Source organism: Hymenobacter mellowenesis, assembly GCF_030581005.1.
Classification (GTDB): Bacteria; Bacteroidota; Bacteroidia; order Cytophagales; family Hymenobacteraceae; genus Hymenobacter; species Hymenobacter mellowenesis.
In genome coordinates this window covers 14,146-31,978 of record NZ_JAUQSX010000024.1, presented here as the reverse complement: position 1 = coordinate 31,978, position 17,833 = coordinate 14,146, and the positions used below count along the sequence as shown (strand labels likewise).

Sequence of the window (17,833 nt, the reverse complement as noted above, 5' to 3'; positions counted from 1 at the left end):
TATATAGTACTCGCATGGCGTTGGGAATAGTTAGCGGCGGGCGGTTGGAGCAGGCTCGGCCGGCTCGTAGCCGATGCCGCGCGCGGCGGGCTGACCGAAGGAATCGGGACTCAGGTACTTGCCGCGGTTTTCGGGTTCTTTGGGCACGGCGTTGGGAATGCGGTGGGTTTCGGCCCATTTGTCTTGGCGAATGCCCGTTACCTGCCAGCTCACTTTGCCCCCGGCCTGGCCGGCGATGCGGAATTTATTGCCGGTCACTTCAGCCAGCACGTAGGGCGTGAAGGGTGCGCCGATGGGCGTGAGTTGGTAGCGGAAGTCGCGGTTGAGGGCTTCGAAGTAGTCGGGCAGCGTCACGGTGGCCTCGCCGCGGGCGTCGAGCGTGACGTTGCCGTTGTAGACATTCATCATGTCGGGGCTCTCCACGAAGCTGTGGTAGAGGTACTGATTCTCGGGGTCGAGCGGGTGGTCGATTTTGAACGAGCCGCCCGACTTGGAGAGACTGCCGTTGACAGATGTATTGCCGTTGACGTAGAGGTCCCCGGTGACCTGCCACCGGTCATTGAGGATGCCGGATATCTCGGGTTGGCCATTTCGAATAGCCGCGCCGAAAGAGATAGCGCGGTGAAGCAAACCGTCCGTGCACAATCCGAGCAAAGCCAGGCTACCATAGGACTTGCCCGTAAGCGTGCCATTGGTGACCTTGATAAGGGCCGACGGGTTGCTGGCCCCCACGTCCTGAAAGCCGATGGTACCGCCCCCACTAACATCGACAAGCTGGAGCGTGTAGTCGGCGGTGGTGCTGCCGCCGTTGCGCACTAGTTGCAGCACGCTGGCGTCGCTGCTGGTGTTGGTTTGGGCAATGGTGGCCGTGATGCCCAGGCCGGCGTTTTGCACCTTGAGCGCCTCGGTGGTGGCGTTGGTGTTGGTCTTGTTGAGCAGCAGCGTGTTGCCCGTGCCGCTGCTTTGCACTTCCACGGCGTTGGCCGAGCTGCTGCTGTTGCTCTGGGTGAAATACCCGGCGCGGCCGGTGCCGAAGGCTTCGCCGGTGACGCCGTTGGCGGTGCTGCTGGCCTGGCCATACACCCCGCTGAAGGCACTGCCCGAGGCCACGCCCATCACGGCGGTGCCGTTGCCGCTGCTGGCTTCGCCGCGCACGCCGTAGCCGCTGCTGGTGGTACCCAGCACGCCGGTGCCGTTGCCCGAGCCCACGCCCCGCACGCCGGCCACGCCGGTGGCGCCGCCGGCGCTGGTCAGGCCGTACACGCCGCTGCCGCTGGTGCTGCTGCCGCCCACCCCAAAGCCGCTGGTGCTGCTGCCCGCCACGCCGCTGCCACTGGTGCTGATGCCGCGCACGCCGGAGTCGCTGTCGCTGCTGCCGTACACGCCGTTGCCGCTGGCGCTGGTGCCAATGACGCCGTAGCTGTCGGTGGCCGTGCCCTGCACGCCGTAGCCGCCGCTGGCCGTGGCCACGCCCCGCACGCCGTAGCCGCTGGCGGTACTGCCCAGCACACCCACGGAATTGCCGCCCGCGGTGCCCACGCCCACCACGCCGGCGATGGCGTTGCTGTTGGCCCCGGTGCTGCCGTACACGCCGCTGCTGCTGGCGCTGCTGCCTTGCACGCCGTAGCTGCTAGTGCTCTGCCCCTGCACGCCGTAGCCGCTGGTGCTGCTGCCGAAGGTGCCCACGCCGCTGGTACTGGTCCCATTGACGCCGTAGCTGTCGGTACCCAACCCGTACACGCCCCAGCCATTGCTGCCCGTGGCCCTGCCCTGCACACCGAAGCCGGTGGTGGTAAGGCCCACCACGCCGCTGCCAGCGCTGGTGCCGCTCAGGTCGCGGCCCAGCACGCCGGTGGCGTTGCCGCCCCCGCTGGTTACCACGCCCTCCACCCCAATGCCGTTGGTACCAGCGGTTTTCACACCCCGCAGAGCGGCCTGGGCACTGACGTTGCTGTTCACGGCCCGCAGGGCGGGGCGGGGCGCTACGCTGCTCACATATAAAGCCGTGGAGTCGTTGCCGGTGCCGGCCAGGGTCAGTTCGGCGGCGCGGCCGGTCTGGCCGCTGGCTTTGGCGGCTTGCAGTGCCGGGCCGGTGCTGCTGACGCCGCTCAGGCCGGGCCCGGTATTGCCCTGGCCCTGCACCCCGGTCTGGCCATCGCCGATAACGCCGTAGGTGTTGGCGCCAGTGGCTGTGCCATACAGGCCGGCGCTGTTGGCGGCCGTGGCGGCCCCGCGCACGCCGTAGCCGCCGCTGCCGCTGGCCGTGCCATACACGCCCGAGCCGGTGCTGCTGGCGCCGTACACGCCAATGCCCGAGTTGGGCGCCGACCCGCGCAGGGCCACGCCGCCGTTGGTGTGGCTCACATCGAGGGCATTGATGGTGGAGCCGCCGTAGCTACCGCTATAAGGCAGGGTGAGGCCGCTGCTGCCGCTATTAGCCGCGTCGAGGTAGACCCAGCCGCCTGTGCCGGCGTAGTACCAGAAGCCGGTTTGGGTGCCGCCCGAGGCCGTGCCGTCGGTTTGGTACACCATCAGGCCCTGCGGCGGGTTGGTGATGCCCGTGCGCTGGCTGGCCGTTAGGCGCGGGATGAGCAGGCCCTTGTCGGTGGCCCGGATGTCGAGCGCCGACTTGGCGTCGGGCGAGGTGGTACCCACGCCTACCTGGGCCCGGGCGGCGAAACTGGCAGCGGTGCCGGCCAGGCTGAGCAAAAGAGTAGTGAAGCGCATAAAAAGGCCGTGAAATGATGAATAAGGGGCTACCGGGCCGCGGTGGTGGCGGCAGCAGGCACGCTTGCGGGGGTGGTGGAGTGGAGAATGCCTTGCTCGGCGGGCTGGCCGAAGGCTTCGGGGGCCAGGTAGCGGCCCTGGTTTTGCGGTTCCTTCGCTACTTCGACCGGGCTGCGGTGGGCATTGGCAAAGGCATCGTGCCGCACGGCCGTGACCTGCCAGCTCACGGTGCTGCCCGGCGCGCCGCCCGCAATGCCAAACGCGTTGTGCTGCAACGGGCTGGCGATGTAAAGCCCCGGCGCGGCCTGGCCAATGCTGGTGAGCTGGTAGCGGAAGTCGCGGTTGAGCGCCTCAAACCAATCGGGCAGCACCACCTGGCCCCGCCCCTTGGCATCGAGCACAACGTTGCCGCTGTAGAGGTCCAGCATGTCGGGGCTTTCCACGCTGGTGTGGTAGAGGTATTTGTTGGCGGGGTCGAGGGGGTGGTCAATCTTGAAATTCTTGACCTGGGCCGTGGCAAAGCTGGCTGAAATACCCCCCGACACGCCCAGGCTGCCCGTAATGGCGGCGTAGCAGTTGCTGGTGGACGTGCCGCTGTAGGACGGTTCGATGCTCAGGAAATTTCGAATGCTGTTGTTCTGGTCGGAAAAGGCAACGCCGAACTGGGTGCCGCTTCCCGGTCCTGTCCCCGGGTAGCTGCTGCGGCCCGTCAGGTACCACGCCGCGTTGGGAGCATCGGAGGCGGCTCCCACGAATTTCAGGGCCGTGGTGAGCTTGCTGGAATTGGCAATGTTGGGGCCGCTGAGTACTGCCGTGGCAGTGTTCACCAGTTGCAGGGCAGCGGCATCGGTCCCGTTGGCATTGCCCACGAGCAAGCCTACCCCACTACCGTTTTGGTTGATTTCCACAGCGTTGGCGGGGCTGCTGGCGCTGCTCTGGTTGAAGTAGCCGGCGCGGCCCGTGCCGCTGGCCTGCCCAAAGACGCCCGTAGCCGCCCCCGTGGCCGAGCCCAGCACGCCGATGCCGTTGGCGGCCGAGGCCACGCCCGTCACGCCATAGCCGCTGCTGCCGGTGGCCTCGCCGCGCACGCCGTAGCCGCTGCTGGTGGTGCCCAGCACCCCCACGCCCGAGCTGTTAGAGCTATTGCCTTCCACGCCGGCCACGCCGCCGGTGTTGCCGACCGCCGTGGTGCCGTACACGCCCGAGCCGCTGCTGCTGCCCCCATACACCCCGTAGCTGCTGTTGCTGTTGCCGCGCACGCCGGTGTTGCTGGTGCTGGTGCCCTGCGCGCCCACGCCGCTGCTGCTCGTGCCAATGAGGGCGTAGCTGTCGGTGGCCACGCCTTGCACGCCGTAGCCGCCGCTGGCCGAGGCCACGCCGCGCACGCCGTAGCCGTTGGTGGTGAGGCCCAGCACGCCCACGGCGTTGCTGCCGCCGCTGTTGCGGCCCACCACGCCGCCGGTGGTGTTGGCGTTGGCGCTGCTGGTGCCATCCACGCCGGCGCCGGTGGTGCCCGTGCCCAGCACGCCCGTGCCGGGCGCCGAGCCCGATACGCCCACGCCGTTGGTGGCAGAGCTGCTGCCGGCCACGCCGGCCAGGCTGGCGGCCGTGCCGTCGCTGACGCCCACCACGCCCGAGCTTTGGCTGCTGCGGGCGTACACGCCGTAGTCGGCATCGCTCAAGCCCACCACGCCGGCGTCCTCAATGTTGGGGACAGTGGTGCCCTTCACGCCCACCACGCCCTGGCCGGCGCCGGTGCCATTTACGCGGCCTACCACGCCCTGGCCGCTGGCCGAAGCGCCGCGCAGGCCGCTGCCCGCGCCGGAATTGGTGATTTGGAACACGCTGCCCGTGGTACTGGCCGTGCCGGAATAGGGCAACGTCAGCGCGCCGCCGCCGGTGGCCGGGTCCAGATACACCCAGCCGCCGGTGCCGGCGTAGTACCAGAAGCCGGTCTGGGCGCCGCCGCTGGCCGTGCCGTCGGTTTGGTACACGATGAGGCCTTGCGGTGGGGAGGTGATGCCCATGCGCTGGCTGGCCGTGAGGCGCGGAATCAGCAGGCCTTTGTCCGTGGCCCGGATGTCGAGGGCCGATTTGGCGTCGGGCGTCGGCGTGCCCACGCCCACCTGGGCCTGAGCGCCCAAAGCCGCAGCAGCCAGCGAAAAAGTAAAAAATAACGAAGGTACAGTTTTCATAATCAGTCAACTACTGGTTGAATGGCGGCAATGAATCAGCTGAAAAAAGCTGTACTAAGGCGCTACCTGTATTTTGAGGGTGCCGCTGCCGCCCTCCGTGGCGTGGTAGCGCAGCCAGTACACGCCCTCGGCCAGCCCGGCCACGGGCAGCGGGGCGGTGGCCTGCGCCTTGGCCCAGGTGGTAGCCCACACCAGCCGGCCATCGGCGCTGTAGAGCTGAAGCTGCAGGCCCGCCGGTACCGGGCCGCTGGCCTCGATGGTGGCGGTGCCGTGGGCGGGGTTGGGAAACACGCTCAGCGTGAAGGCCGCGCCCGCCGGCAGGCCCGCGATGCTGCGCACCGTGGAATAAGTGGCCGTGCCGTCCTGGTCTACCTGCATGAGGCGGTAGTAGCTCAGGCCCTGGAAGTCGTTGGGGTCAGAAAAGGCGTACTCGTGCGCCGTGCTGGATGTGCCTTGTCCGGCCACGAAGCCCACGCGCCGGAAAGTGGTCTGGCCTTCGTCTTGGCGCTGGATTTCAAAGCCGAGGTTATTTTTCTCGGTGGCCGTGGTCCAGCGCAGCTCGGCGCGGGGCTGGTTGGCCGGGCGGCGGGCTTCAAAACGGGTCAACTCGACGGGCAGCGGCGACTGCTGGTCGCCCACGATGTAGGGGCCGGCCAGCGTGAGGCCGGCCAGCGTGCGGCTGTAAGGGCTGGGATTGGTGACGTTGCTGTAAGGCTCGGCGATGATGTAGGCGCTGCCATTCCAGCGGCCCAGGGCCGACTGGCTGCGCTGAAAGCTGGGCTGTTCGTCGGCCGCCACCCACTCCACGCGCAGGGTGAAGGGCACGGCATCGGGCGGGGCCACGTTCCAGTGCAGGTTCACCACGTCGGTAGCGAGGGGCGCGCCGCTGGTGCCCGCGCTCAGGGCGCCTACGCCTATCCCGGCCGCGTAGGTGCCCGTGCCGCTGCTGCGCGTGAGGGCCACCGGCCGGTAGCTGCCGCCGGCCGGCCCCACCGGAAACTGCACCGCCGTGGTGCCCACCGGCCGCAGCAGCCGCCCCGCGCCGTCGGTGACGACGAAGCGCGTGCTGGTGCCGTTGGTAATGGCGCCGGCCAGCGTGAAATCGAACCCGGCCAGCCGCAACGAGCCGCCGCTCAGGTTGAGGGCGCCGGTGCTGAGGGCCGTGCCCAGGGTGGCGCTGGCGGCGTTGGCCACTTCCAGCGTGCTCATGGTGCCCGTGCCCGACGAGGACAGGGTTTGCAGCGTGGTGCCGTTGAGCTGCCACAGGCCGGTGCCGGTGCCGATGGTACCGGCGTTGCCCAGGTCGCCGGTGAGGCGCACGGTGCCCTGGTTGTCGAGGGTGCCGGTGGCGGAGATATTCACGTTGCCAGTCACCGAAAGTTCGGACGAGGGGCTCACCGTGAGGGTGCCGCCGGCCACCGTGAGCTGGGCGCGGGCCGGCGCCGCGAGGCCGATGAGGAGCGCCGCAGCGCCCGCTTGCAGGAGTAAATTATTCTTCATGGCCAACGGGGATGGAAGTTGAATGGATTGGGGAAGGCTGGCCAACTGCGGCGGGCGCACTGGTTGCCAGGGGCTTGGCGGGGCCGGCCGGCGGGATATCACTGCGCTCCCGGTGGCCGATGCCGCGGCTGGCGGGCTGGCCGTAGGCGGCGGGGTGCAAGTACTTGCCCCGGTTTTCGGGCTCTTTGGGCTGCGCATTGGGGATGCGGTTCTGGTTGGCCCACTTGTCCTGGCGGATGCCGGTGACCTGCCAGCTCACCTCGGCGCCCGGCTGGCCCGCGATGCGGAATTGGTTGCCAGCCACTTTCTCCTTGACATAGGGCGTAAAGGCCGCCCCGACGGGCGTGAGTTGGTAGCGGAAGTCGCGGTTGAGGGCTTCGAAATAGTCGGGCAGCGTCACGGTGGCCTCGCCCCGGGCGTCGAGCACCACGTTGCCGTTGTAGACGTTCAGCATGTCGGGGCTCTCCACGAAGCTGTGGTAGAGGTATTGGTTTTCGGGGTCGAGCGGGTGGTCGATTTTGAACGAGCCGCCGCCTTTGGAGAGGGTGCCGTAAACCTCAACGTCGCCGCGAAATATCCCCGCTTTACTTCCAGAAGCCTGATTTTGCGTTTCTATTGTAGCGGCTGTGTTACCATTACTCAACGCGTAGATGGTGCCGGTGGCACTAAGAAAAATGCCGGTATTCTGCGGATTATTTCCCACCGAAATAGCACCGCTGTTAACGAAAGCATAATTCGTGCTGGCCGACTTTATCACATACAGTCCATTCCCGTTAGCCGCCGCCGCTTGCGTAATCTGGAGCCCATTGCCGGTACCGTTCTGCATGATTTCTACCGCATTGGCTCCTCCCGAGGCATTGGTTTGGTTAAAGTAAGCGGCCCGGCCGGTGCCGGTGGCCTGGCCGATGATGGCCGTGGCCGCCCCGCTGGCCGAGCCAAACACCCCGTAGCCGTTGGTGCTGCCGGCCACCCCAATGACGCCATAGCCGTTGCTGCCGCTGGCCTCGCCGCGCACGCCGTAGCCGCTGGCGGTGGTGCCCAGCACGCCCACGCCCGAGCTGTTGGTACTGGTGCCCACCACCCCGGCCACGCCGCCCACGTTGCCGGCCGCCGTGGTGCCGTACACGCCGCTGCCGCTGGTACTGGTGCCCTGCACGCCGTAGCTGCTGGTGCTGCTGCCGTAGGTGCCCACCCCGCTGCTGCTGGCGCCGATGACGCCGAAACTGTTGGTGGCCGAGCCGCTGACGCCGTAGCCGCCGTTGGCCGAGGCGATGCCGCGCACGCCGTAGCCGCTGGTGGTGAGGCCGATGACGCCGCTGCCGCCGCCGCTGCCGCTGCGGTCGTTGCCCAGCACGCCGGCCGCGTTGCCGGTGGCCCCGCTCGTTATCACGCCCTCCACCCCAATTCCGTCGGTGCTGGCGCTCTGCTTCACGCCCCGAATGGCGGCCTGGGCCGAGGGGGCCGTGTTCACCGCGCGCAGGGCGGGCCGGTCGCCGGCCGTGCTCACGTAGAGGGCCGTCGAGTCGTTGGCCGCGTCGGCACTGGTGAATTGCGCCGCGCGGCCTTTGTCGCCGGTAATTTTGGCGCCCTGCACGGATACGCCCGTGGTGGAATTACCGTACAGGCCCTGGCCGCTGGCGGAGAAGCCGCTCACGCCCCGGCTGTCGGTGGCCCGGCCCTCTACCCCGTAGCCGCCGCTGGCGCTGGCGGTGCCCCGCACACCGTAGCCGCCGAGCGTGGTGCCCAGCACGCCCGTTGCCGAACTGCCGGCGTTGGTGTTAATGCCCTGCACGGTGGCCGCGGCCCCGCTGCCCGTGCCGCTCAGGGCTGCGCCGGTGCCGGTGTTGCTCACGGCGAAGACGGTGCCGGAGCTGCTGGCCGAGCCGCTGTAGGGCAGCGTGAGGCCGCTGGCGGCGGCCGTAGTTTGCTTGGTGCCGTCGGGGAAAATGAGGCCGTCGGTGCCGGCCGTGCCCGTGAGCTTCACGTTGCCCACCACTTCCAGCTTTTGGGCGGGGGTGTTGGTGCCGATGCCCACGTTGGCGTTGTTGCCCAGCACCACAGTGTTGTTTTGGACCAGGGCCACGTTGGCGCCCAGGGCCGTGGCGTTGGTGAGCGGGCCACTGCCGTTGGCCGGGCCGCTGCCGTAGCCCAGGGCGGTCAGCAGGGTTCCGCTGGCATCGAAAAATCCGCTGCTGCTACCCAGCAGCACGTTGTAGCTGCCCGTGCTCGTCTGCCCACTGTTGTGGCCCAGGTACACGTTGTCGTGGCCGGTCTGGCTGGTGTAGCCCGTGTTGTAGCCGTTGTAGAGGTTGTTGTAGCCGCTCAGGTTGTTGTAGCCACTGAACGAGCCGCTGAACAGGTTGTTGCTGCCGCCCAGGTTGCTATAGCCGCTCTTGTAGCCGCTGAACAGGTTTTCGCTGCCCGTGGTGGTGGCCGTGCCGCTCTGGTAGCCGTTGAATTGGTTGTGGTAGCCGCTGGTGATGGCCTGCCCCGCCTGGTAGCCCACAGCTAGGTTGCCGTTGGTGTTCTGGCCCAGGTTGAGGCCGCCGTCGGCGCGCACACCGAGGCCCACGGCGCTGCCCACGTCGGCGCCGGTGCCGGTGAGGGCGTTGCCTTGCAGATTCAGGTTTTGGGTGGCCGTATGGTTGCCCAGGTTGTCGGCGCCAGCGGCCGGGTTCAAAAACACCCACTGCGCCGGCGCGCCGGCGTAGTACCAAAAGCCGGTTTGGGTGCCCCCGCTGGCCGTGCCGTCGGTTTGGTACACCATCAGGCCCTGGGGCGGGGCGGTGATGGCCAGGCGCTGGGCGGCGGTGAGGCGCGGGATGAGCAGGCCCTTATCGGTGGCCCGGATGTCGAGCGCCGACTTGGCGTCGGGTGTGGTCGTGCCCACGCCCACCTGGGCCCGCGCGGCGCCGCCCACTAAGAGCAGAAGCAGCGTCAGAAATTGATAAAAGTGTTTCATGACTTGAACGTTAGGATTGAAAATGATGCAGCAGAACTCCCGGGCGGTTCCTTGTCAAAACCTGGCAAAGCCGCCGCCCTTAACTGTATTCAATTGATTAGCTAAGCCTTACCGGGCAGCCTGCGCCACCGGAGCGGGTGCCACCGAACGGCCCGCTGCCTCCAGGGCCGCCAGGCGGGCGTCGAGGGTGCTTTGCGTGTGCTGGAGGGCCTGGAGCTGCTGGCGCAGCTGCTGGTTCTCGGTTTTCAGGGCGTCATTTTGCCTGGCCAGCTCCTGCACGCCCGCCAGGGCCACGCCGGCGGGGTCGATGGTGCTGATGCTGGTGTCGTTGAGGCCCAAGTGGAAAAGGCGGTAGAAATCCTGGGCCATGGGGCCGAGGTGGGTTTCGCCATTAGTGCCCTTGTAGGCCCAGCGGCTCAGCGGGAGCTGGCGAATGAGGCCCAGCACCTGGGCGCCTTCCACGGGCTGGATGTTCTCCTTGAGGTTCACGTCCGAGGCGTTGGTCCAGGTGCCGCCGTTGGTGAGGTAGGCGCCGTTGCCGTTGAAGTTGTTGGCCACGCCCACCTGCAGGCAGATGCCCAGATTGTCGGTGCTGCTGCGGCCGAAGGACCAGTAGTTGACGTCGGTGCTGCCGAAGGCCATGGCGTATTGCCGGCTCACCCGCGCCCCGTAGCCGATGGCGGTGGCTTCGTCGAGGCTGCCGCTGGTCACGTCGGCCTTCGAGCCGATGAGGGTGTTGTGGTTGCCGGTGGTCACGTTGAAGCCCGCGAAGTAGCCGAACGCCGCGTTGTTGGGCCCGAACCGCGCCTGGCTGCCGGCGTAGGCCCCCACGAAGGTGCTTTCGTTGGCGTTGTTGTTGCCCTGCCCGGCCGCGCGGCCCACAAACACGTTGTCGTCGCCGAACTGGGTGAGGCCGCCCGCGCCGCTGCCGATGAACGTGTTGCCGTTGCTGCTGTAGCTCACGTCGCCGGCCTGGTAGCCGAGGTAGGTGTTGTCGTCGCCGTCTTCGTTGGCCGCCCCGGCCTTACTGCCCTCAAAGGTGTTGCGGCTGCCGGTGGTGTTGCTCAGGCCGGCCTGGTAGCCCACGAAGTGGTTGTCGGAGGTCGAGGTGTTGTCGCGGCCGGCCTGGTAGCCGATAATGAGGTTGCGGCTGCTGGAAGTCGTGTTCACGCCGGCCTGGTAGCCCAGCAGGGTGTTCTGGGCGCCGGTATTTTTCGAGCCGGCCTGGAAGCCCACGGCCACCAGCCCGTCGGCGGTATTGAGGCGGCCGGCCTGGCTGCCCACCAGGGTCACCTCGTCGGCGCCCACGGCGGTGCCGCTGGTGTTGCCCAGGCCGGCGTCGTTGCCGAAGGCGGCGTTGTCGCTGCCGCGCAGGGCGAAGCCGGCGTTGGCCCCGGCGTAGGCGTTGCGCGAGCCGGTGGTGTTGGTTTTCCCGGCCAGATACCCGCTGAAGTAGTTCAGCGAGCCCGTGGTGCTGGCGCGGCCGGCCTGGTAGCCGTCGAAGTGGTTGGTGGTGCCGCTGGTGTTGGTGAAGCCCGCCTCGTAGCCCACAAAATGGTTGTTCGAGGCCGTGGTGGCGTTACGGCCGGCCCGCAGGCCAACGAATAAGTTGCGGCTGCCCGTGGTATTGGCCCGGCCGGCCGCGTAGCCTTCAAACAGGTTATCGGTGCCGGTGGTGGTGAACTGGCCGGCCAGGTTGCCCACGAAGTGGTTGTCGCCGGCGGTGCTTTCCTTGCCGGCCTGGTAGCCGACGAACAGGTTGTCCTCGCCGGTTTCGTTGCTGTTGCCCGCCCCGTTGCCGATGGCCGTGTTGCGCTGGCCGGTGGTGCCCGCGCGGCCCGCGCCGTTGCCCACGTAGAAGTTGTTGTTGGCCGTGGTGTTGGAGTAGCCGGCTTCGTTGCCCTCGAAGTGGTTGCTGCCGCCGGTGGTGTTGGCCGCGCCCGCCGAATAGCCCGAGAAATAGTTGTCGAACGCGGTGGTGTTGGCCGCGCCGGCCCGGTAGCCCATGAAGTAGTTGTAGCGGCCGGTGGTGTTGGCCACGCCCGCGAGGTAGCCCACAAACAGGTTGCTTTCGCCGGTAGAGTTGGCGCGCCCGGCTTGGTAGCCCACAAACAGGTTGTTGCCGCCGGTAGTGGTGTTGTACCCCGCCTCGTAGCCCTCAAACTGGTTGCTGCTGCCCGTGGTGGTGCGCGCACCGGCTTGGTAGCCAATGAAATGGTTGTTGCTACCCGTGGCGTCGTGCCCGGCAATGAAGCCGATGAACAGGTTGTTGTTGCCCGTGCGGTTCAGCAGCCCGCTCTGGTAGCCGCTGAACTGGTTGTTGCCGCCCGAAGTGGTGTATAGTCCGCTCTGGAAGCCCTCAAACTGGTTGCCGCTCCCGATGGTGGTGCTCACCCCCGCCTGGTAGCCCACGTACTGGTTGAGAATGCCCCCATTGGCCGCCAGCTTCCGGCCGGCCTGGTAGCCCACCAGCACGTTTTTGGCCGCATTGGGGTCGCCCAGCCACAGGGCGCCGTCCACGTGCAGGCGAGCCTGCTCCTGGCCTGCAATGCCGAAGCGCAGGGGCTTGAGGTCGGTGGTGCCGAGGTAGTTGGTGGTCGAGTCGGTGGCGGCGTTGCCGGTCAGGCTCCAGCCGGCCCCGGCCGGCGCGGTGCCGGTGTTCAGCCGGGTCCAGGCGGGCGCGGCGACGGTGCCGGCATTGTAGTAGAAGCCCGTGCCGCCAGCCAGACCGGCGTTGGTGTTGAATACCAGCAGGGCCGTCACGGGGTTGGGCACGGTGGCGGCGTCGGTCAGGCTCGTCAAACTCACCTGCGGAAACAGCACGCCCTTGTTCGCCGCCCGCACTTCCAGCGCCGCCGAGGCCGGCGGCGTCACGGTGCCCGCGCCAATGCCCACGCTCTGGGCCCGGCCCACTGCCGGCAGCAGCGCCACCAGCAGGGCCGCCACCGGCCGCCAGGCGAAGTCCATTCTGAAAATTGAGAAGTAATTGTTTTTCATAAGGCCAGCAAGTCAAAAGGGTACAGCAGAAAAAATCAGGGTTTCGGAAAGACAGTTGCCGGCCGCAGGAAGCCCCAGTTGGTCAGGGGGCCGTTGGGCCCCTCGCCCACCGGGCAATGCCCCGCCAGCTCAAAGCCCAGGCTTTGGTAGTAGGCCAAGTGGCTCGGCACCTGCCCGTTGAAGTAGCACGGCAGCGGCGACTGCCGCAGCGCCAGCGTCGACGCCAGCAGGCGGCGCCCCTCGCCCCGGCCCCGCACCGCCGGGTGCACCGCCACGCCCAGCAGCAGGTGGTGCGGGCCGGCCAGGCTTTGGCGGCGCAGCCAGGCCATGGTGCCCACCAGCCGGTGCAGCCGCCGGCTGCCGGCCCAGCCCAGGTGCCACAGCGCCGGAAGCGCCAAGCGCGGCTGCCACAGCGGCTGCGTGGGCCCAAGCCACAGCACCACCGCCGTGCCCGACCCATTGGCGTAGGCCGCCCCGTGGCGCAGCACATAAGTCAGCAACTGGGCCAGCAGCCACTGCCGCTGCCGGGGCATTACCAGCGGCCGACACACATATTCCAGGGCCGGGTGCTCCGCCAGGGCCTGGCCCAGCAGCTCCGTCGCCCACGCCAGGTCGGCGGGTTTGAGGCGACGCACGACGGCGGGCCGCACCGGAGGAAAGACGGTCAATGAATGGGTTTGCATAAGCAGCAGGCCGCCCATAAAACGGCGCGGCTCTGATGCTGGCAAAGGAATGGAAAGACCCCGCGCAGGGCCTTCCGCGCATGTTCCGAATGCTTGCGCAGGCATTCCCGGGCTTTCGGATGCGTTGCGGGAACGTTGGGTTCCGCGCACTCAACTGATTTTAACGCAGTATCAGCCTTGTTTTTTCAATAGAAATAGCCTGTCAGTGCCGCTTGGCATGCGGGCAACGGGTTTGTAAGGGTGCGCAGTCAGAACAATGTATGGGCGGGGCTTGCCCCCGCCCGGTCATTGAGCGGAGTCTCTGGCACAGCGCCAACGACCGGGCGGGGGCAAGCCCCGCCCCTACATCCACTGCCCCCGAACCCGTTCTTAATCTTTACTTCCTCCCCCTCCTTACTCCTTGCCTACCGTGCTGGGCGCGTAGCCGAACTGCCGCGAAAACGCCGTGCTGAAATGCGCGGGGCTGCCGTAGCCCACCTGGTAAGCCACTTCGGCCACGGTGCCCACTTTGGCTTGCAGCAGCGCCAGCGCCCGCAGCAGGCGCGTGTTGCGCAGGTACTCGCCGGGGGCCTGGCCGGTGAGGGCCTTCAGCTTGCGGTGCAGCTGGGTGCGGCTCAGGCCCAGCTCCTGCCCCAGCTGGTCGACGCCGTACGATTCATCGCCCAGATGAGCCAGCACCACCGCGTCGAACTTTTCCAAAAACGCCTGGTCGAGGGAAGGCAGCGCGGCCACGGCCGCCGCGTGCACGGCCAGTTGGTTGGGCAGGGGCGCCATCAACTTGCCCGCGGGAGCGGGCGCCGGGGCATTGTCGGCCGAGGCCAGCGCGGCGAAGCGGGCGCGGTTCTGCTGGCTCAGGCTGAGCAGGCTGCGTAGCTGCGCCTGCAGCTCGCGCGGCCGAAAAGGCTTGGGCAGGTAGGCGTTGGCGCCGGTTTCGAGGCCCTCCAGCCGGTCGTCGGCCGAAGAGCGGGCGGTGAGCAGCACCACCGGAATGTGGCTGGTGGCGGGGTCGTTTTTGAGGGCGGCGCACACCTGGTAGCCGCTCAGACCGGGCATCATCACGTCGCTTACCACCAGGTCCGGCACTTCCGCCCGCGCCAGCTCCAGCCCCGCCGCTCCGTCCGCCGCCAGCAGCAGCCGGTAGCCCATTGGCGCCAGCGTTTCGGCAATGAAAGCCCGCACCTCATCGCTGTCTTCGATGATGAGTACCAGCGCCGCTTCGGGGGCAGGATTCGACGCTGGCAAAGGCGCGGCCCAGCGGCCATCAGGCAGTTCTAAGGCCGGCGGAAAGGCCGTTTCTACTGCTGGAGCCGGCAACGGCGCGGGCGGCGCGGCCGCCCCAGCGGCCAGCACGCCGCGCGGCAGCCGCACCACAAAGCAAGCCCCCTGGTTGGGCTGGCTGCTCACCTCCACGGTGCCGCCGTGCAGGGCCACCAGCTCGCGCACCAGCGCCAGACCGATGCCCGTGCCCTGCCGCTCCTCACTAGCCACCGCCTGCTCGGGCGCGCCGGCCTGGTAAAAGCGGTCGAACAGGTGCAGCAGGTGCTCCGACGCAATGCCGGGGCCGGTGTCCTGCACGGCCAGTTCCACTACGCCGGCGGGCGCGGCCGCCGTGGGCGGGCCATCCACGAGGCGCAGCGTGACCTGCCCGCCGGCCGGCGTAAAGCGCAAGGCGTTGGCCAGCAGATTGGTCAGCACCTCGTCCAGCTTCTCGGCATCAAACACCAGCGGCACAAATCCGATGGGCGCTTCCAGGCGCAGGGCAATGCCCCGGCGGGCCGCCAGGTCCTCAAAGCCGGCCAACAGGTGCCGCACCAGCTGGCCCACGTCGCCGGCGGTGGGGTGCAGGCGCAGCGCGCCAGCATCGAGCTTGCTCAGGTCAAGCAGCTGGTTGATAAGCGACAAGAGCTTGCGGGCCTGCCCCAACACCAGGCTGCCGCGCTGGCGGCTGGTGGGGTCGGGCGCTTCCTGGGCCAGCAGCTCGGCCGGTCCCAGAATGAGGGTGAGCGGCGTGCGAAGCTCGTGGCTGATGTTGGTAAAGAAGTCGGTTTTCACCCGGTCCATTTCCTGCAAATGGCCCAGCGCCTGGCGCTCCAGGTCGCGGTCGGCGCGCTCCCGCTCCTGCTGCCGGGTGCGCCGACGCACGCCGTACAGGGCCAGCACCAACGCGCTGGCGTAGAGGCACCACGCCCACCAGCGGCGCCACCACGGCGCTTCAATGCTGAAGCCAAACGCCGCCGGCGCACTCCAGCCGCCCTCGCCGCTGCTGGCCCGCACCTCAAAGGTGTATGGCCCCGGCGGCAGGTTAGCAAAGGTGGCGGCCGTGCCCTCGCCGGGGCTCGTCCAGGCATCGCCGAGGCCGCGCAGCCGGTACTGGTAGCGCACGCTGCCGGGCCGGGCCAGGCTCACGCCCCGGAAATCAAAGCTCAGACCGTTAAGATGATATGGCAGCGTGAGGCCGGCGCGCAGGGCCGTATCGCGCAGGTTCACGCGCAGGTTGGTGAGGTTGATGAGCGGGGGCACGCCCGCGCGGCGCACATGGTGGGGGTCATAGCCCATGAGGCCGCCCACGGTGCCCATCCATATCTGGCCGCCGGGGCTTAGCAGCACGGCATTTTCGTCGGTTTCGCCCCCCAGAAAGCCGTCGGCCGGCGCGTAGGAGCGCACGGTCTTTTTGTGGGTATCCAGCACATCGATGCCCAGATGGGTGCCCACCCACACCTGGTCGGCGCTGTCGCAGAGCACGAAATAGGGGTTGATGGATTGCAGGCCCAGGCCCAGGCCGTAAGTATGCAGGCGGCCGGTGGCGGGCTCGTAGCGCATCAGCGGCTGGCCCACGGGCCCCAGCCAGAGGTGCCCCCGCCGGTCTTCGCTGATGGAGCCTATGGACAGCCGCCCCTCCTGCCCATCTACCCGCCGAAAAGTGTCGTGGTCGGTATCGACGCTGACGAGGCCGGCGTCGTCGGAGGCCAGCCAGAGGCGGCCGGCCCGGTCGGGGTACACCTGCCAGAAGTTGTCGCTCGGCAGCCCCCGCTGCCCGCTGCGAAAAGTGCGAAAAGTCTGGTTGCTGGGGTCGTACACTGTCACGCCGCGGCGGTGCGTCACGAGCCACACGCGGCCGCGGCGGTCTTCGGCCATGCTCGCCACGTACTGGCCGGCCAGGCCTTCCACGTTGGCATCGTAGGTTTCCCAGTGGCCGGTTTGCAGGTCGTAGCGGCGGGCGCCTTCGCCCAGCGTGCCCACCCACAGGCCGCCCCGGTGGTCGGGCAGCAGGCTGAGCACGTAGTGGCCGCGGCCGGTGCGGGCGGGCACCAGCAGCTTGCGCGCCGGGGGCTGCGGGCCGGTGGCCGTGAGCGGCAGCCGCCCGATGTCGTGCTGGGTACCCACCCACAACTCGTCGGGGCGGGCCTGCGCCAGGGCCGTCACGACGTTGGACGGCAGGCCGTCGGCGGTGGTGTACTGGGCAAACCGCTCGTCGGTGAGGTACTGGTTCACGCCCTCGTCGGTGGCGGCCCACAGGCTGCCTTCGCGGTCCACCAGCACGTCGCAGCCCCGGTCGTTGTCGAAGGTACTCCGCCGGGCAATGAGCTGGAAACGCAGGCCGCCGGGCTGCGGCAGCCCCCGGCACAGGCCGGCCACCGTGCTGGCCCACACCCGGCCCAGGCCGTCCTGCACCACCCGCAGCACCTCGCCGGGCGGCAGCCCGTTGGGCTGGGCAAAGCGGCGCAAGCGCCACCCACGCGGCGTGCTGCTCACGCGCAGCAGTCCGTCGGCCGCGGCCACCCAGGCCACCGAATCGTTGACTTGGTAGCAGCCGTGCACGCGCCGCTGCAGGGCCGCCGGCAGGGCCTCCCGCTCGGCCGGCAGGGGCTGGCCGGTGCGCCGGTCGAACAGCAGCAGGCCCCGCGGGGTGGCAGCCCACAGGCGATTGCGCAGGCCCGGGCCAATCCATTCCACGGTGTCGGCGGGTAAGCCGTAGGCGGTGGACCAATGCTGCACCACAGTATCGCGGCGGCCGGCGCCAAAGCGCAACCGCCAAACACCCTGGGCTTTGGAGCCCACCCACAAATCATTCGGCCCGGCCCACAGCCCGGCAATGCGCCCGGCCCCGCGCAGCCCGGGCAGTGCCACCGGCCGAATGCGCCCGCTCGGGCCCAGCGCGGCCAGGCCCGCGTACTTCTGCCCCAGCCACACGGTTTGCCCGTCGGGGTCTAGGGCCACGGCTTGCACGTGGGAATCGGGCAAGCCGTCGTGGCCGCCGTAGTTACGAAATTCCTTGCCATCAAAAACGCACACCCCGCCCTGCGTGCCCACCCACAGGCGCCCCTGCACATCCTGCCCCAAGCAATACACGCTGGATTGTACCAGGCCATTGGCGGTGGTGTAGGCGCGCACGGCCAGCGTTTGGGCCGTGGCCGGCACCAGCCGCAGGGCGAGGCTGCTCACCAAGCCGAGCCAGTAGAGGAGCGTTCGGCGCTTTGCAAGGAGTGGTGAAACCATGGAAGGGCCCGGGGCGCCGCCCGCGAAGGGTAGGAAGGCGCGGCGGTTGTTTGGGAAAGGCGAAAGGAAATGGGCTTGACTGGGTGGCCCGTGCCGTAGGGCGGTAAGGTTGTATCTGGCGAAATGCCCGGCTATTAGCGCCAAGGCTAGGCATCATTGGCAAGCAAAATAATCTATCTAAAAACTCACAAAGTCAATCACAGCATCATGACGGGCGAGGGCTTTTTAAGCGACTCCAAAGCTATTCGCTGACAGTAGCATGTAAAATAGGT

The 17,833-nt window shown here is 68.2% G+C and carries 7 protein-coding genes; all 7 read right to left on the bottom strand.

Annotated features, from left to right (window positions below):
- Nucleotides 1–30 precede the first annotated feature (30 nt).
- A complete protein-coding gene (locus tag Q5H92_RS26290) occupies nucleotides 31–2,727 on the bottom strand; it encodes a beta strand repeat-containing protein (protein WP_305014556.1) in 2,697 nt (898 codons plus the stop codon).
- Nucleotides 2,728–2,756: 29 nt separating this feature from the next.
- Nucleotides 2,757–4,922, bottom strand: coding sequence for a beta strand repeat-containing protein (locus Q5H92_RS26285; protein ID WP_305014555.1), 2,166 nt, complete (start codon nucleotides 4,920–4,922; stop codon nucleotides 2,757–2,759).
- Nucleotides 4,923–4,976: 54 nt separating this feature from the next.
- Nucleotides 4,977–6,422, bottom strand: a complete 1,446-nt coding sequence (locus Q5H92_RS26280; RefSeq protein ID WP_305014554.1) for a T9SS type A sorting domain-containing protein — start codon at nucleotides 6,420–6,422, stop codon at nucleotides 4,977–4,979.
- A complete protein-coding gene (locus tag Q5H92_RS26275) occupies nucleotides 6,412–9,384 on the bottom strand; it encodes a beta strand repeat-containing protein (RefSeq protein ID WP_305014553.1) in 2,973 nt (990 codons plus the stop codon). Before Q5H92_RS26275 ends, Q5H92_RS26280 begins: the two co-directional genes overlap by 11 nt.
- A gap of 108 nt (nucleotides 9,385–9,492) precedes the next feature.
- Nucleotides 9,493–12,351 carry a tail fiber domain-containing protein gene (locus Q5H92_RS26270; protein ID WP_305014552.1) on the bottom strand — a complete coding sequence of 953 codons (2,859 nt, stop codon included), beginning with the start codon at nucleotides 12,349–12,351 and terminating at the stop codon, nucleotides 9,493–9,495.
- A gap of 65 nt (nucleotides 12,352–12,416) precedes the next feature.
- Nucleotides 12,417–13,049 carry a GNAT family N-acetyltransferase gene (locus tag Q5H92_RS26265; protein ID WP_305014551.1) on the bottom strand — a complete coding sequence of 211 codons (633 nt, stop codon included), beginning with the start codon at nucleotides 13,047–13,049 and terminating at the stop codon, nucleotides 12,417–12,419.
- A gap of 408 nt (nucleotides 13,050–13,457) precedes the next feature.
- Nucleotides 13,458–17,561 carry a two-component regulator propeller domain-containing protein gene (locus tag Q5H92_RS26260; RefSeq protein ID WP_305014550.1) on the bottom strand — a complete coding sequence of 1,368 codons (4,104 nt, stop codon included), beginning with the start codon at nucleotides 17,559–17,561 and terminating at the stop codon, nucleotides 13,458–13,460.
- Between the last annotated feature and the right edge of the window lie 272 nt (nucleotides 17,562–17,833).

What these genes read in the sequence shown, in the direction of transcription:
- Q5H92_RS26290 (WP_305014556.1), bottom strand. Translation starts at nt 2,727, where the DNA reads ATGCGCTTCACTACTCTTTTGCTCAGCCTGGCCGGCACCGCTGCCAGT.
- Q5H92_RS26285 (WP_305014555.1), bottom strand. Translation starts at nt 4,922, where the DNA reads ATGAAAACTGTACCTTCGTTATTTTTTACTTTTTCGCTGGCTGCTGCG.
- Q5H92_RS26280 (WP_305014554.1), bottom strand. Translation starts at nt 6,422, where the DNA reads ATGAAGAATAATTTACTCCTGCAAGCGGGCGCTGCGGCGCTCCTCATC.
- Q5H92_RS26275 (WP_305014553.1), bottom strand. Translation starts at nt 9,384, where the DNA reads ATGAAACACTTTTATCAATTTCTGACGCTGCTTCTGCTCTTAGTGGGC.
- Q5H92_RS26270 (WP_305014552.1), bottom strand. Translation starts at nt 12,351, where the DNA reads ATGGACTTCGCCTGGCGGCCGGTGGCGGCCCTGCTGGTGGCGCTGCTG.
- Q5H92_RS26260 (WP_305014550.1), bottom strand. Translation starts at nt 17,561, where the DNA reads ATGGTTTCACCACTCCTTGCAAAGCGCCGAACGCTCCTCTACTGGCTC.